The organism is Massilia aurea (assembly GCF_040790145.1).
GTDB lineage: Bacteria > Pseudomonadota > Gammaproteobacteria > Burkholderiales > Burkholderiaceae_D > Telluria > Telluria aurea_C.
Genome location: NZ_JBFMMP010000002.1, coordinates 255,406 through 270,822, shown reverse-complemented (window position 1 = coordinate 270,822; position 15,417 = coordinate 255,406). Strand labels below are relative to the sequence as shown.

Annotated in this window: 14 protein-coding genes; 2 read left to right on the top strand and 12 right to left on the bottom strand. The window is 65.5% G+C overall.

Annotation, left to right across the window (positions count from 1 at the left end):
• Positions 1–3: 3 nt before the first annotated feature.
• From AB2N08_RS05760 to AB2N08_RS05725, 8 genes are all read right to left on the bottom strand, one after another.
• Positions 4–636 (bottom strand): hypothetical protein, encoded by a 633-nt coding sequence (locus AB2N08_RS05760; RefSeq protein ID WP_367609677.1) that lies wholly within the window; start codon positions 634–636, stop codon positions 4–6.
• Complete coding sequence (locus tag AB2N08_RS05755) at positions 626–1,774, bottom strand: aromatic ring-hydroxylating oxygenase subunit alpha (RefSeq protein ID WP_367609676.1); 1,149 nt, start codon at positions 1,772–1,774, stop codon at positions 626–628. The genes AB2N08_RS05760 and AB2N08_RS05755 overlap by 11 nt, the downstream gene beginning before the upstream one ends.
• Positions 1,774–2,421, bottom strand: coding sequence for a PglD-related sugar-binding protein (locus AB2N08_RS05750; RefSeq protein ID WP_367609675.1), 648 nt, complete (start codon positions 2,419–2,421; stop codon positions 1,774–1,776). The genes AB2N08_RS05755 and AB2N08_RS05750 overlap by 1 nt, the downstream gene beginning before the upstream one ends.
• Entirely contained in the window at positions 2,412–3,146 is a 735-nt protein-coding gene (locus AB2N08_RS05745; RefSeq protein ID WP_367609674.1) for an SDR family NAD(P)-dependent oxidoreductase, read from the bottom strand. The genes AB2N08_RS05750 and AB2N08_RS05745 overlap by 10 nt, the downstream gene beginning before the upstream one ends.
• Positions 3,147–3,157: 11 nt before the next feature.
• Entirely contained in the window at positions 3,158–3,904 is a 747-nt protein-coding gene (locus tag AB2N08_RS05740; protein WP_367609673.1) for an SDR family NAD(P)-dependent oxidoreductase, read from the bottom strand.
• A complete protein-coding gene (locus AB2N08_RS05735; RefSeq protein ID WP_367609672.1) occupies positions 3,901–4,938 on the bottom strand; it encodes a ketoacyl-ACP synthase III in 1,038 nt (345 codons plus the stop codon). The genes AB2N08_RS05740 and AB2N08_RS05735 overlap by 4 nt, the downstream gene beginning before the upstream one ends.
• A gap of 3 nt (positions 4,939–4,941) precedes the next feature.
• On the bottom strand, positions 4,942–5,166 hold the full coding sequence (locus AB2N08_RS05730; protein WP_367609671.1) for an acyl carrier protein: 225 nt from the start codon (positions 5,164–5,166) through the stop codon (positions 4,942–4,944).
• Between the two features lie 115 nt (positions 5,167–5,281).
• Positions 5,282–6,049 (bottom strand): substrate-binding periplasmic protein, encoded by a 768-nt coding sequence (locus AB2N08_RS05725; RefSeq protein ID WP_367609670.1) that lies wholly within the window; start codon positions 6,047–6,049, stop codon positions 5,282–5,284.
• Positions 6,050–6,301: 252 nt separating this feature from the next.
• Here AB2N08_RS05725 and AB2N08_RS05720 point away from each other — a divergent pair, with 252 nt between their 5' ends.
• Positions 6,302–9,664 (top strand): MHYT domain-containing protein, encoded by a 3,363-nt coding sequence (locus tag AB2N08_RS05720; protein WP_367609669.1) that lies wholly within the window; start codon positions 6,302–6,304, stop codon positions 9,662–9,664.
• Positions 9,661–10,656, top strand: a complete 996-nt coding sequence (locus AB2N08_RS05715; protein WP_367609668.1) for a response regulator — start codon at positions 9,661–9,663, stop codon at positions 10,654–10,656. Before AB2N08_RS05720 ends, AB2N08_RS05715 begins: the two co-directional genes overlap by 4 nt.
• A 409-nt stretch (positions 10,657–11,065) precedes the next feature.
• Here AB2N08_RS05715 and AB2N08_RS05710 read toward each other — a convergent pair whose 3' ends face one another.
• The 4 genes from AB2N08_RS05710 to gmd are packed head-to-tail and all read right to left on the bottom strand — an operon-like array spanning position 11,066 to position 15,394.
• Positions 11,066–12,244: a glycosyltransferase family 4 protein gene (locus tag AB2N08_RS05710; protein ID WP_367609667.1), complete on the bottom strand. Its 1,179-nt coding sequence runs from the start codon at positions 12,242–12,244 to the stop codon at positions 11,066–11,068.
• Positions 12,245–12,256: 12 nt separating this feature from the next.
• Positions 12,257–13,396 carry a glycosyltransferase family 4 protein gene (locus AB2N08_RS05705; protein ID WP_367609666.1) on the bottom strand — a complete coding sequence of 380 codons (1,140 nt, stop codon included), beginning with the start codon at positions 13,394–13,396 and terminating at the stop codon, positions 12,257–12,259.
• Positions 13,393–14,352, bottom strand: a complete 960-nt coding sequence (locus AB2N08_RS05700) for an NAD-dependent epimerase/dehydratase family protein (RefSeq protein ID WP_367609665.1) — start codon at positions 14,350–14,352, stop codon at positions 13,393–13,395. The genes AB2N08_RS05705 and AB2N08_RS05700 overlap by 4 nt, the downstream gene beginning before the upstream one ends.
• A 1-nt stretch (position 14,353) precedes the next feature.
• Positions 14,354–15,394 (bottom strand): GDP-mannose 4,6-dehydratase, encoded by a 1,041-nt coding sequence (gene gmd / locus AB2N08_RS05695; RefSeq protein WP_367609664.1) that lies wholly within the window; start codon positions 15,392–15,394, stop codon positions 14,354–14,356.
• Between the last annotated feature and the right edge of the window lie 23 nt (positions 15,395–15,417).

The window sequence follows — 15,417 nt, the reverse complement described above, 5'->3', positions numbered from 1 at the left end:
TTACTAGGCGCCGATGATGACAATCGGCTGCGCGTGGGTCGCATGCATAAACGTTTTGGCGGCGACGTCGGCGTCGATCCGCCCGGCCTTGTCGACGATGCACAGCTTGCCGATCTGGCGGCCATGACCGACGACCACGCCCAGTCCGAGCGTGACCTGGGCGCCGATACGAGCACCGTGCCCGATCACCACGCCATCGTCGATCCAGACCGAGTGCCCGAGCGTGACGCCGCTGCCAACGATGGCCCCGGCGCCGATGACGGTATTGAAGCCGATCCGGCTGGCGTGCTGGACGATCGCACCGGCGCCGATCCAGCAGTTGTCGTCGATCCGCACGCCATCGGCCACCAGCGCGCCCGGTTCGACCAGCGCCGGCATGGCAACGCCGCGCAGGCGCAGGCTGGCCATCAGGTCGAGCCGCATGCCATTCAGGAAGCGGGAATCGGCGGCGACGAAGGCGCTGGTGGTGGCCGTATCGGCGAGGTCGAGACCGTCCAGCGCCGCGGCAATCGCCGCCTGGCCAGCGGCCGGGTCGATCTCCAGCGGACGCAGTTCCAGCCCCGGCGCGACACAGCGCCATGCCGCCACCGCGCGCGCCAGGGCGGGGCCATGCCCGATCACGTGCTTACAAGGCAAATTTCCCCTCCATCAGGTCGAGATACCAGAGTTCGAGGCTTGCGTTGATGAATTCGTAGTCGCCCAGGTGGGGCGAGCGCGCGTCCGGGTGCAAGGTGCGCTGGATCTGCTCCATCACCTCGATATCTTCGCGCATGACGACATCGGCGCCCATCATGTGTGCGTGCAGGACTGCGGCCGACGACGCATACGGCTGTTTTTTCTTCGCCGTCAGGTAATACACCACCAGATCGGTGCGGCCGGCCGAGACCGGGACATGGTGCTCGACGATGAAGGCATAGCCGCCGTTGGCCGACGCGATGTGCAGGTTCGGAAACGCGAGCCAGTTGTAGTACCAGTCCTGATCGCGGTAGCGCTCGAGGTTGGCATGATGAGGCGCGTTGGGCGGGCTCTCCATGGGTGCATCTCGCCCGCCCCCGCTGAAGCTGCGCATCAGGCCCAGCGCGCGGCTGCGGTCGGCGATGCCGTCCCGCTGCAAGCGGCGCAGCCCTGTGACGCCTTCTTCGCTGATACTCGCCTCGAACTTGACGTCCTGGTACAGCGAGCGCGCATGCAGGTAGCGCGGGTGGTGGCCGTCGCGCAGGTTTTCGTAGGCCAGCTTCCAGTTGAAGTGGCCCTCGTACGTCGTCATGATCACTTCGCTGTCGTAGGCCAGGGACGACGCCGTGAGAGAGGCCAGCATGGCCGCGCCGAATTGCTGCTTGATAGGCAGGGGCGTCTCGGCCAGGCACACGAACACCAGGTTGCCAACAACTTCCAGGGCAAAACTACGCAAATGAATGCAGGCCCGTTCTTCTTGCGGGAAGCGGTACAGTGCCTCTTCGTGCGGGATGCGCGTGGCGCCGTCGCGGTCGAAGCTCCAGCCGTGGTAGCCGCAAAACAGCGGACGCACGCCATGCGGCTGGACCTGGATGGGATTTTGCCGGTGCGGGCAGATGTTTTCAAAGGCACGCAGCTCGCCATGAAAATTCTGGACCACGACCGGGATGCCGAACAGCGTGCGCGCGATGAACGCATTGTGCTTCTCGAGCATGACCTTCAGGCCGATGAACTGCCACAACGGCTTGAACAGCAGCGCGCGTTCGCGCGCGAACCATGTCTCGTCGATGTACGCCTGCGGCGGCATGCGTGAGCGCATTATTTGAACCTGAAGATCTTGGCCGGGTTGCCGATCATGGTCACCCCCGGCGGGACGTCGGCCATGACGACGGCGCCGGCGCCGATGACGGCGCCGGCGCCGATCTTCAGCCGCGGCAGGATGGTCGCGTGCGGATGGATGATCACGTCGCTGCCGATCTGGGCGCCGCCGCCCACGAACACGAAACTGCCGATCGTGGTGTAGTCGCCGATGCGCACCTCGTAGCCAATCAGGCTGGTCGACTGGACGAACACGAAGTCGCCCAGCAGCGTGTCCACGCCCATGCGCACATCGGGCTCGAACAGGCAGCCGGCGCCCATCTCGACGCCGATGGCCTTGTGCAGTCCGGTACACAGGCTCATGAAGGTAGCGCCCTGCGCCAGCAGCGGCGCGGCGAAACGGCGGCGCTGCGCCGGTTCGCCCAGCGCGCACAAGAATTGTTCATGCGGTTTGGCGCGCCAGGTCAGCGGGTCGCCCAGAACCGGCAGCGGCGCGCGGGCCGCCAGCTCGCTACGACTGTCGAGAAAGCCCGCGACCGTCCAGTCGACTCCGTTGGCGATGTCGCTTCGCATGATGTTGTAGACGCTGCGGCCAAAGCCGCCTGCGCTGATGATCAAGGCCTGCGTGGGCGCCGTCCTCAGGTCCATGGAATGCCTCCGTCCAGATGCAATTGCGTGCCCGTCACCTTGCGGCTCACGTCCGCCAGCAGGTAGATCGCGGCGTACGCCACATCTTCCGGCCGGCCCAGTCCCAATGGATACATCGCCGCTTTCTGGTCGAGCCAGTCGCGGTCGCCGTTGACCAGCGGCGTGTCGACCATGCCCGGCGCCAGCGCATTGGCGCGCATGGCGCGCGGCGCGATCTCGAGCGCCAGGCAGCGCATCATGCCTTCCAGCGCCGCCTTGCTGGCCGAATACGGCCCGACGCCGGCCGTTCCCGTATGCGCCGCGATCGACGACAGAAACACGATCGAGGCGCCGTTGCGCAGTGCTTTCGTCGCCAGCAGCTGTTGCGTGAGCAGCATCGGCGCCATGAAATTGGCGTCCAGCACAGTCTGCATGAACGACTGGCGCAACATGCGCACGGGCGACAGGCCGTCGATCCCCGCCGCATGCACCACGCCATCGAGTCCGCCTGCGGCGGCCACCAGCCGCGCACTCTGTTCGGCCACCGTCAGGTCGGCCACCACGCCGACATGACCGACGCCGTCGAGCTCGGCCAGTGTCCCGTCCAGCCGCGCCTGGTCGCGCCCGGTCAGGATGATCCGGGCGCCAGCGCGCGCGCATTCGATCGCCACCGAGCGCCCGATGCCGCTCGATGCGCCGGTGACAAGTACGGTCTTGCCGCGCAGGTGGAAGGGATGCTGGAACATGGTATCGCCCATCATCGCACGTGCAGGGTCAGGCCCGAATCGATGACCAGCGTGGTCCGCGAAACCCAGCGGCTGGCAGGGGCCAGAAGCCATGCGACGGCGCCTGCCACATCGTCGGGTTCGATCGTGCCCAATGGCGCGAGCGCCTCCTTGTCACCGGTCGTCATCACGTTTTGCAGGCCCTCCAGCATCGGCGTGGCGACGTAGCCCGGCGAGACGCAATTGGCGCGCACGCCCTGCTTCGCGTGTTCGACCGCGATGGTGCGCACGGCAGCCGTCAGCGCCGCCTTGGCGCCCGAATACATGCCGGTCGCGTACGGCGAGATATCTTCGGCCACCGCCGTCAGGTACACCAGCGACGCGTTGGCCGCGATCTTGCGCTTGGCCAGCAAGGCTTGCGTGAGCAGCACCGGGGCGTTGTAATTCACGGCGAACATCTGGTCGAGGTGGCGCTGGGTGACCATGCGCATCGGCGCAAGCTGCACGGCGCCGGCGCTGAAGACGCAGCCATCCAGGCTGGGCGCGGCCTCGACCAGTGCCTGGCGTGCAGCCGGGTCGGTCAGGTCGCCAGCCAGCATCCGGTGACCGGCGCCGGCCAGGCTGGCGAGTACGCGTTCCAGGCGTTCGCTATCGCGTCCACAGGCAACAATACGCGCGCCCATGTTGGCGCACAGGCGGGCCGTTGCCTCGCCGATGCCCGACGACGCGCCGGTGACCAGAATCGTCTGGCCCGCGAGGCTGAACGGCGAAGTGCTCACGACTCGACCAGCGCCGGAAACACCGCGCGGTCGATGTCAACGATGCAGCTGCCCCACGACAGGCCGATGCCAAAGCCGGACATCAAGACCTTGTGCTTGCCGCTCTGCAGCGCGTCGCGGATGCGCGCCGTCATCGTCACCGGAATCGAGGCGCCGCTGGTGTTACCGAAGTCGTGCAGCGTCGACGGCACCTTTTCGGCAGGGAGGCCCAGCTTCTTGCGGATGGTGTCGTTGATCATCCGGTTGGCCTGGTGGAAGATGAAGTAGTCGACATCCTCGATCGGGCACTCGGCGTAGGCCAGCAATTCGCGCACGGCCGGCGGCACGCGCTGGGTCGAGAAGCTCAGCACCGCCGGACCGTCGAGCACCAGCGCGCTCGGACTGCGCAGGATCCCATCCTCGTCCTTGTACGGGACCAGGTGCTGCAGGCCGATCGGCTCGCGGTGTCCGCCCGCCGGCAGCATGATGGCGCGGTAGCCGCTGCCGTCGCTATTGAGGTCGAAATACATCGGCGGCGCATCCGGATCATATTCAAGCGCGGTGGCGGTGCCGGCGTCGGAAAACAGCGGCTCGAGCACGGTCGCCGCCTTGTCGCCTACCAGCAGCAGGGCTTTCCTGATGCCGCCCGAGGCCATCATCGCACCCAGCACGTGCAGGCCGAATGCATAGGCCGAGCAGCCCAGGTTGATGTCGAAGGCGATCGTGCCGGGCTTCAGGCCCAGGCGCTCCTGCAGGATGATCGCGGTGGCCGGGATCAGGTAGTCGGGCGACTGGGTGACGACGATCAGCGCATCGATCTCGTCCTTGTTCCACTGGAGCTCGGCCAGCAAGCGCTCGCTGGCGTCGAACGCCAGGTCGGAGAACGTTTGCCACTCGGGGCAGATGCGGCGCGTCTCGATGCCGATATTGCGTACCACGCGTTCGCGCGCGCTCTTGATCTGCGGCGGGCAATCGAGCAGGTTGGACAGGACACGCCGTGGCACGCAGGACGCCATGCCCGCGTAGCGCACATTGCGGATGGTCGCCTGGGCCATGGTTCAGCCGACCAGTTTGTAGACGTCGGCCACGGTCTGGCACGCAACCAGATCCTTGCCGGTGATGGCCTTGTCGTATTCCATGTCGAACATGATGATCACGCCCAGCGCTGCCAGCGAGTCCCACTCGGCCAGCGCTTTCAGATTGGTGTCGCCCGTCAGTTGAACGTCGTCCTGGAAGTCGACGGCGTTCTTGAATTTTTCGACGAATTGCTCGAGTGTGTCCATTGCTGCCTAATGAAATCGTGTACTTGCAAAAAGTTGCGCCAACTACGTCGCGAAAGACAAGGTCGCTTGATTGGCGTCAATCAGGATGCACTATAAATCAAAACGAAAGGGGCTGTCACCGTGAACTAGCGCGTCGCTCATAGCGCCGCTCGATGGCGCGCGCCGTGCCATCGCGCTCGATCGTTTCGAACTCGGCATTCAGGCGCTTGACCAGCGCATCGGGCACGGCCGGATTGCAGGCCAGGTAGACGGCGATCCGGTTGAACACGAACACCGGCACGATCTCCTTGTCCCAGCCATTCTTGACCAGCACGTCGCTGCCGGCGCGCCAGCTGGCGGCCCACAGGTCGATGCGGCCCTGCAGCAGCTTGGGTGGATTGAGCGCCTCGCTCGGCGCTGCATCGGTGACGAAGCCGCGGCTCTTCAGATAGCCGTCGCGCGCGTCGCCGTGGTAGGTGCCGATGCGCAGGCCGCGGGCGTCGTCCAGGCTGGCGATGCGCCAGTTGCGATCGGCGCGTCCCATCAGCACCCACTGCCCGACGTCGGTCGGCCCGATCCATTTGAACAAGGTTTCGCGTTCGGGTGTGCGGGTGGTGGAATACACGCAGGCATTGGGCTGTTGCAGGGCCGCGGTGTAGGCGCGCTTCCAAGGCAGCAGCGTGATGTCATAAGTGACGCCGGCGCGCTCGAGGACGATGCGGAGCTTGTCGGTGGCGATGCCAACCACGCGGCCGTTCTCGAGCATGCTCGACGGCGCTGCGGTTTCTGTCGTGAGCGACAGGTGTGGCGCGGTGATCGGCACGGGGGGCGACGCCGCCAACGTCGTTGCCGACAGGCTGCCCGACAGGATGACAAGGGCGAAGCAGAGTTGCCAGGAATGCATGCGATTCTCTTGATATGACCGCCACCAGCGCGGCGCGCACGGGCGACGGAAAGGACCGTGTCGCGCACCCAGCATACCAGCGAGCATGATTTTTACGCAATGAACACCCTGAAATGGTCGCTTGGACGCTACAAAGTGCAACAATTCGTCCACCATTCTCTCGTGCAACAACACAGTAAATTCAGAAAATGCGATACTTGGGCGTAATGCCATGTGGAAGTTTTTTTTACTCCACAACAACTCGACTTCGATATGCTGCCTTCATTCACTGTCCCTGAAGATCCCTCCCTGCTGACCTATGGGATGTACGACCCGAGCCTGGTGGCGCTGTCGCTGCTGGTGGCGATCTTTTCGTCGTGGATGGGGTTGCAGATCACGGGTCGCGCCAGCGCGCATCCGGCCCACCGCGCCGTTGCGCTCGGCACGGGCAGCCTGGCGCTGGGCGCCGGCGTCTGGTCGATGCACTTCATCGGCATGCTGGCCTTCGACCTGTGCACGCCGGTGCATTACGACCACCTGACGACGCTGCTGTCGGCCTTGCCCAGCATCGGCGCGTCGTGGGTGGCGCTGAGCCTGATCTCGCGCCCCGAGATGCGCCTGTTCGATTTGCTGGTGGGCGGCGTGCTGGTGGGTTCCGGCATCGGCGCCATGCACTACGCCGGCATGGACGGCATGCGCATGAGCCTGTCGCTGCACTACGATCCGGCCACCTTCGCGGTGTCGATCCTGGTCGCGGTGATCCTGTCGACGCTGGCCCTGAGCGTGCGCCACGGCCTCTCGCGCTTCGAGTCGGTACCCGAGTCGCGCCGCCTGTTGCTATCGGCCTGCGTGATGGGCTGCGCGATCGCCGGCATGCACTACACCGGCATGGCCGCCGCGCGCTTTTCGGGCAACGTCGATCCGAGCGGCACGGCCAGTTCGAACAGCGGGTTCCTGGCGCTGGCGATCACGGTGACCACGGTGGCGCTGTCGGTGGCCGTGCTGGGCGTGAACGGCCTGCTGCGATATCGCCAGATGTTCGTGGACCTGTCGCGCAGCGAAGCCTGGATGCGCGCCCTGCTCACCACCACGGTCGACGGCGTGATCACGGTCGGGCGCGACGGCGTCATCACCGAATTCAACACGTCGGCCGAGCGCATCTTCGGCTGGCGCCGCGACGAGATCGTGGGGCGCAGCATCGGCGTGCTGCTCACCGAGCGCGATCGGGCCTCGCCCTACGGCCTGCTGGCGGTACTCGCTCGCGGCAATCTCGACGGCATCAATACCAGCACCGAGACATCCGGTCTGCACAAGGATGGCCACACGGTGCCGGTGCGCGGCGCGATCGGCCATGCGCGCCTGGGCCAGCAGGACCTGTTCGTCTGCTTCGTCACTGACATCAGCGAGCGGCGCGCGATGGAAAGCGCGCTGCAGGCCAGCGAGCAGCAGTTCCGCTCACTGATCGGCAATATCCCCGGCATCTCGTACCGCAGCGCGATCAACCAGGACTGGCCGATGATCTTCATCAGCGATGCGGTCGAACGCGTCACCGGCTACCCGACGCGCGACTTTTTGGGCGCGCCGCCGCGCCGCGTGTTCGGCGCCATGATCCATGCCGAAGACCGCCTGCGGGTGGGCAAGGAAACCAGCGCTGCGATGCGCGAGAACCGGCCCTACCTGGTCGAATACCGCCTGCTGCACGCCGATGGCAGCGTGCGCTGGTTGTGGGAAAACGGCACCGGCGTGCGCAACGAAGCGGGCGAGGTCGAATACCTCGACGGCGTCATCCTCGACATCACCGAGCGGCGCGAGATGGAAGAAGCGCTGCGCTGCGCCAAGGAGAAGGCCGAGCAGGCCGCAGCGGCGCGCGCGACCTTCGTGGCCAACATGAGCCACGAGATCCGCACCCCGATGAACTCGATCCTCGGCTTCACCGACGTGCTGCTCGACGGCGAGCTCAATGTCGAGCAGCGCCGTCACCTGGACACCGTGCGCAGCGCCGGGCGCGCGCTGCTGCGGCTGTTGAACGAAATCCTCGACACGGCCAAGCTCGAAAAAGGCGCGGTGGAGCTGGAACAGAACGACTACAACCTGCTGTCGCTGATCGATGAACTGTCGTCGACACTGGCGGCCAATGCGCGCGCCAAGGGCCTGCACCTGGATATCCAGTACGACCCGGCGCTGCCGACCGGCCTGCGCGGCGACGAGCTGCGCATGCGCCAGGTGCTCACCAACCTGCTCGACAACGCGATCAAGTTCACCGCCACCGGCGGCGTGACGCTGACCGTGGGCGCCGAAGTCGACCAGCTGTGCATCGCCGTGACCGACACCGGCATCGGCATCGCGCCGGACCGCCTGGCAGCGATCTTCGATCCGTTCACCCAGGCGGACGCATCGATGACGCGCCGCTTCGGCGGCACGGGTCTGGGCACCACGATCAGCAAGCAGCTGGTCGAGTTGATGGGCGGGCGCATCTGGGCCGAGAGCGAACCTGGCAAAGGCACGACCTTCCACGTGCGCGTGCCGCTGGTGCTGGCGCGCTTTGGCAACCAGGCGCCGCGCGTGCGCAGCGCCGCCGTGCTGCCGCCGCTGCGCGTGCTGGTGGCCGACGACGTGCCGCAGAACCTCGAACTGATGCAGCTGCTGATGACGCGCCGCGGCCACACGATGACGGCGGCGCGCGACGGCGGCGCCATCGTCGAACTGGCCAACAGTGGCGAGTACGACGTGGCGCTGATGGACTTCCAGATGCCGGTGATGGATGGCCTGGACGCGACGCGCGCCATTCGCGAGCATGAAGCGCTTCATGGCAAAGCGCGTCTGCCGGTGATCGCGATGACCGCCAGCGTGCTGGCCGAGCACCGCCAGGCCAGCGTGGACGCCGGCATGGACGGCTTTGCCAGCAAGCCGGTCGACTGGTTCGCCCTGTCGCACGAGATCGCGCGCGTGCTCGGCCTGGAAGGCGGCGTGCCGGTGAGTGCTGCCGCCGCCTCGACGGCTCCGCGCGAAGTGCTCAACAGGCGCGCCGGCATGCACCGCTGGAGCAACCGCGAAGACGCCTACACCGAAGCCCTCGAACACTTCAGCCGCCAGTACGCGCAGCTCGACAACACGATGCGCCTGCACGCCGCCGGCGGCGAACACGTGCAGCTGCGCATGCTGGCGCACAAGGTGCGCGGCGCTGCCGCCAATGTCGGCCTCGAACTCCTGTCCGACGCCCTGGCCACGCTGGAACAAGCCACCAACGCGGTGCCGACCGACGAGCGGCACGCCGCCGAGGCCCTCGGCGTGGCGGCGCAGGCCCTCGAGAAGGCACTGGCCGCCATCGGCAACGTCGCCACGACGCCGGCGCCGGCCGCGCCAGGCGCCAAGGTCGACCTGGCGCGCGCGCGACGCGCCGGCGGCGTGCTGCTCGAAGCGCTGCGCCGCGGCGCCCTGAACGACGGCGCCATGACCAGCCTGGCCGTGGCGCTGGCCGCGCACCCGGTGGCCGCCCGCGTGGCCCAGGTGCAGTCGGCCATCGCCGATTTCGACTTCGATCTCGCCCTCGGTCACCTGGAGGCCGTCATGGCCATTCTTGGGGGCGAGTCACTTGACGGCGCGCGTGACGGCGCCACCAACGATCCTTCCGCATGAGCCAACCGACTACCCGACCGCTGATCCTGGCCGTCGACGATGAAGCGAGCAACCTGCAACTGCTGCGCCAGATCCTGCAAGACCACTATCGCCTGCTGTTCGCCAAGGACGGCGCCCGCGCGCTCGAACTGGCGCGCCAGGAGCAGCCCGACCTGATCCTGCTGGACGTGATGATGCCGGGGATGTCGGGCTACGAAGTGTGCGCGGCCCTCAAGGCTCATCCGGCCACGGCCTCGGTGCCGGTGATTTTTGTCACCGCCCTGACCGAGACGGCCGACGAGGTGGAAGGGTTCGAGGCCGGCGCGGTCGACTACATCACCAAACCGGTCAGCCCACCGGTGGTGCGCGCGCGCGTACGCACGCACCTGTCGCTGGTGCGCATGGAAGCGCTGCGCGCGAGCCGCCTGGAGATCGTCCAGCGCCTGGGCCTGGCGGCCGAGTACAAGGACAACGAGACCGGCCTGCACGTGATCCGCATGAGCCACTTTTCGCGCATCCTCGGCATCGCCGCCGGCCTGAACGAAGTGGAAGCGGACGACCTGCTGCACGCGGCGCCGATGCATGACGTGGGCAAGATCGGCATCCCCGATCGCATCCTGCAAAAACCGGGACCGCTCGACGCCGACGAATGGAAGATCATGCAAAGCCACGTGACGATCGGCGCCGAAATCATCGGCGAGCACGACAGCGGCATGCTGGCCCTGGCGCGCAGCATTGCGCTGACGCACCATGAAAAATACGATGGCAGCGGCTACCCGAACGGACTGGCTGGCGACACGATCCCGCTGGTGGGCCGCATCGTGGCAATCGCCGACGTGTTCGACGCGCTGACCTCGGTGCGGCCGTACAAGAAGGCGTGGACCGAAGACGAAGCAGTCAACTTCCTGCACGAACAAAAAGGCCGCCACTTCGACCCGCACCTGGTAGACCTGTTCGCCGACCAGATGCCCGCCATCCGCGAAGTCCGCCTGCGCTGGGCCGAGACTGCTTAATCCTCAATCAATACGCCCTCCAAACGCCAAAAATAAATAGGGTCAGTGTAGATTTAATGGGCAATTCCCCAAAGTTGTCAAAGAATTCGACTCCGACCCTAATTGTTTTTGACGGTCTTTTCACGTCGCGCGGCGATTCTGATTCCGCTAGTTATCGAATTTCTTGAGCGACTCAATTTTCCCGCCAAACGGGCAAAAAATAATGAGGGTCGGAGTAGATTTAATGGGCAATTCCTCAAAGTTGTCAAAGAATTCGACTCTGACCCTAATTATGTTTCAAGAGCTTTTGAGCAAGGAATTGCGTTGACTGGATCGATGAGATCGCGAGGAGATTGAACGCGACTTGAAACGCTGGGGATTAATTCGAAAGACGCGATCGGCGCTGCCGATCGCGGTGCGATGCGTCGTCTCAGACTTTCGTCTGAGACAAACTCGCGCCCGTTTGCTCCAATACGGCGGCGCTCGAGCCTGTTGCGCGGCGGGCTACCAGGTCGTGGTACAGCGCCGTGTAGTTGGCGGCCATCTGCTCGGATGTGAACAACTCTTCGAAGCGCGCTTCGGCGCGCAGGCCCATCGTGCGCGCCAGTTCGGGGTTGTCCCACAGCGTGCGCATCGCGGCGCGCAATGCCAGCGCGTCCGATGGCGGCACTACCAGGCCCGTGTCGCCATCGACGTTGATGTACGTGGTGCCGGTGCCGATCTCGCTCGAGATCATCGGCTTGCCGTACATCGCGCCTTCGAGCAGCGAAATGCCGAAGGCTTCCGAGCGCAGGTGCGATGGGAACGACACGGCGTAGCACAGCGTGAGCAGCGCGGCTTTGTCGGGCTCGTCGATCGCGCCGACGAACATCACGTTCTTCAGGCCCAGCCGCGCGGCTTGTTGTTTGAGCTCTTGCTCGATCGGCCCGGCGCCGACGATGACGATCGGATAGTCGGTGCCGGCGGCCGCCTCGAGCAGGATGTGCAGGCCCTTGTAGTAGCGCAGCACGCCCACGAACAGGAAGAACTTGGGACCGACCCGCTCGCGCCAGTGCGCCAGGCGATCGGGGTCGGGCTGTGGGTAAGTGGTGCGATCGAGTCCAAACGGGATGACGCTGGTCTTGCCCGGATAGCGCGCCAGCACGGTCGACGAGCCCAGGTAATTGGGCGAGGTCGCGACGATGGCGTCGACGCTGCGCAGGAAGCGGTGCTTGAGCGGCTGGTACAGGCGCAGCAAGTGACGCTGGCGCACGATGTCGGAGTGGTACGTGACCACGGTCGGCCTGTTCACGCGCGCCATGAAGTGCGCCAGGTCCATGAACGGCCACGGGAAGTGGTAGTGCACCACGTCGGCCTCGCGCGCCAGGCGCGCCAGCGCGCCGATCGACTGGACCGAGATGGCGTTGGACGCGATCTCGGCGTTGAGCGGGACGCGGTGCACCATATGGCCTTCGAACTCGAACGGCGCGAGGTTCTGGTGACGCGACAGCGACAGCACGGTATTGGTCACGCCAAGGCGCCCGGTGCCGACGGCCATCTGGCGGATCACCTGTTCAACGCCGCCGACCGAATCCGGGTGGTAGGTCTTGTAAAAATGAAGGACGCGCATAATCAACTCAGCTTACTGCGAAAGTACGGCTCGGTACACATTTGCCGTCAGGCGTGCGGTGTTTTGCCATGTCAGTTGTTCGGCACGCGCACGCCCGGCGGCGACACAGCGCGTGCGCGCAACACTGTCTTGTGCCAGCGTGCGCATGGCCTCGGCCAGTTCCCCTGCCGACAACGGGTCCACCAGCAAGGCGGCATCGCCCGCCACTTCGGGCAGCGAGGTCGTATTTGACGCCACCACCGGCACGTTCGAGGCAAACGCTTCGAGCACCGGAATGCCATAGCCTTCGTACAGCGATGGAAAGACGAACACGCCGGCGCCGGCATACAGGTGGCGCAATTGTTCCTGGTCGGTCAGGCGATCGAGCCAGACCAGGTTCTCGCCCGCCGCGCGCGCCGCATTCATCCGCGCAACCAACCCTTCGCTGCGGCTGCCGGGCGCACCGACGATCACCAGCGCGCGCTCGGCGCGCATGGTCGCCGGCAGCAGTAGCCAGGCGTCGAGCAAGCGCTCGACATTCTTGCGCGGCTGTAGCGTGCCCACGAACAAAAAATAGCCCGGCTGCAGCTTGCAGGCGGCCAGCGTGGCGCGCGTGGCCTCGAGCGCGGGCACCGTCAGCCAGGTTTCTTCGACGCCGCATGGCACCACCGTCACCCGCCGCTCGTCGATGCCGAAGCATTCGACCAGTTCGGGGATGGCAAAGTGCGACAGCGCGATCACATGGTCGGCCTTGCGCGCGGCCTTCGCCTGCAGCCGGTTTTTCAGCGCGCGCAGACGCGGATTGCACCACTCGGGGTGCTTGATCGGCAGCGCGTCGTGCAGGCTGGCCACCACCGGGCAATCCATGCGCACCACGCGGTAGTCGGTCACGTGGAACACGTCGAGCGGCATGTGGACGCGGTGCGCGGTCGGCGTGACCAGATCGAGCAGCGTGGCAGTTTCAAACGAATAGGGAAAAGCCTGGCCGACACTGATGCCGGCGGCCCCGCTGCGCGCACGCGGCCACGACCACGGCGTGACGGCGCAGCCGGTGGCCGGCAGATGCCGCAGCAGCGCATTGGTGTAGACCCCGATGCCATCGAGGCGTCCGCCCGTCAGGCCCGGTTCGATCATGGTCGTCCCGAGTCCGACATTGATCGCTGCGGCGTTCACGCCAGGTACATCCAGCGCAAGGTCTCGTACAGCGGCGTCGGGGCCAGGTCGCCCACCACGGCAGTCAGCTTGCGATTGCTGCCAGTCAGTTGCAGTACGTCGTTGGCGCGCACGAAGGCAGGATTGACCTGCACGTCGATGCGGTAGCCGGCGATCTCGCCCATCATCTCGATCAGGTTCGACAGCGAATGCGGCGTGCCCGAGCAGACATTGAACGCTTCGCCGGCCGGCGCTGCCGCCAGGATGCGGCGGTAGGCGCGCGCGACCATGCGCACATCGGAGAAATCGCGCGCGATGGCGAGATTGCCCAACTCGATGCGCGTCTCGTTGCGGCGGAAATGCGAAACGATTTTCGGCAGCAAGAAATTGTCTGCCTGGCCCACGCCGGTATAGTTGAACGGCCGCACGATGGTGATCGGCAACTTGTCCATCCACAGGCGCGCCATGTATTCCATGGCCAGCTTGCTCACCGCGTAATCGTTGGCCGGCGAAGGCAAGACGTCTTCATCGATGACGGGCACGCTGGCATTGCCATAGATATTCGCCGACGAGGCCAGCAGCACGCTGGTCGGACGATGCTCGCCAGAGGCCAGCGCCTCGAGCAGGTTGCGCGTGCCCACCACGTTGACGCGGTAGATCGCGTCGACGTTGGCGTGGCCGACAAACGCAATACCGGCCAGGTGCGCGACGACATCGGGCCGCACCTCGGCGACCATGGCCGCCACCGCATCGCGGTCGCACAGATCGACCGCGACCATGTCCGGGCCGACTTCTTCGCCCGGCAACACGGTGCCGAACACGCGGTAACCGGCGGCCGTGAGTTCTTGGGCCAGGTAGTGGCCGGTAAAGCCGCGCAGGCCCGTGATCAGGGCGCGCCGCCCCTCGCCTTCACGCAGCGGGCTGAGCGCGGCAATGCTGTCGGGTGCGGCGATGTCGTCCGTGGCCAGGCGCGTCATATCAGAACGAGAAGCCCAGTTCGTTGCGACGCAGGTCGGCATCGACCATCATCTGGCACAGTTCTTCGAGCGTGGTCTTCGGTTCCCAGCCCAGCTCGCGCTTGGCCTTGGCAGGGTCGCCAATGAGCAGCTCGACTTCGGCCGGACGGTAGAACTTTGGCGAGACGCGCACCAGTTGCTTGCCGCTGGCGGTGCAGTGGGCCACTTCGTTGTCGCCGCTGCCGCTCCAGTCGAGCGTCACGTCGACCGCCTTGAAGGCCATGGTGACGAAGTCGCGCACGGTCTCGGTACGGTTGGTCGCCAGCACATAGGTATCAGGCTTGTCGGCCTGCAGCATGCGCCACATGCCTTCGACATATTCCTTGGCAAAGCCCCAGTCGCGCTTGGCATCCATATTGCCCAGCTCGAGCACGTCGTGTTTGCCCAGCTTGATCTTGGCGACGGTGTCGGTGATCTTGCGCGTGACGAACTCGCGGCCGCGCAGTGGCGACTCGTGGTTGAACAGGATGCCCGACGAACCGAAGATGTCATACGACTCGCGGTAATTGATCGTCATCCAGTGAGCGTACAGCTTGGCCACGCCGTACGGGCTGCGCGGGTAGAACGGGGTGTCTTCGACTTGCGGGATCGCCTGCACCTTGCCGAACATTTCCGAGGTCGACGCCTGGTAGAAGCGGATCTTCGGATTGACCATGCGGATGGCTTCGAGCAGGTGGACGGCGCCCAGGCCGGTGATCGATGCGGTGGTCAAAGGCTGGTCGAACGACACGCCCACGAAACTTTGCGCGGCCAGGTTATACACCTCGCCCGGCTGCGCCGTTTCGATCAGGCGGATGCTCGAGGCCAGGTCGGTCAGGTCGTATTCGACCAGCGACAGGTTCGGGTGCGCGGTAACGCCGAGCTCATCCATGCGCCAGAAGTTGACTGAACTCGACCGGCGATAGGTGCCGGTGACGTGGTAGCCTTTTTCGAGAAGCAGCTGCGCCAGATAGGCGCCGTCCTGGCCTGTGATGCCGGTGATGAGGGCTCGTTTGTTATGCATATTATGGATAATTTGAAGTTGGT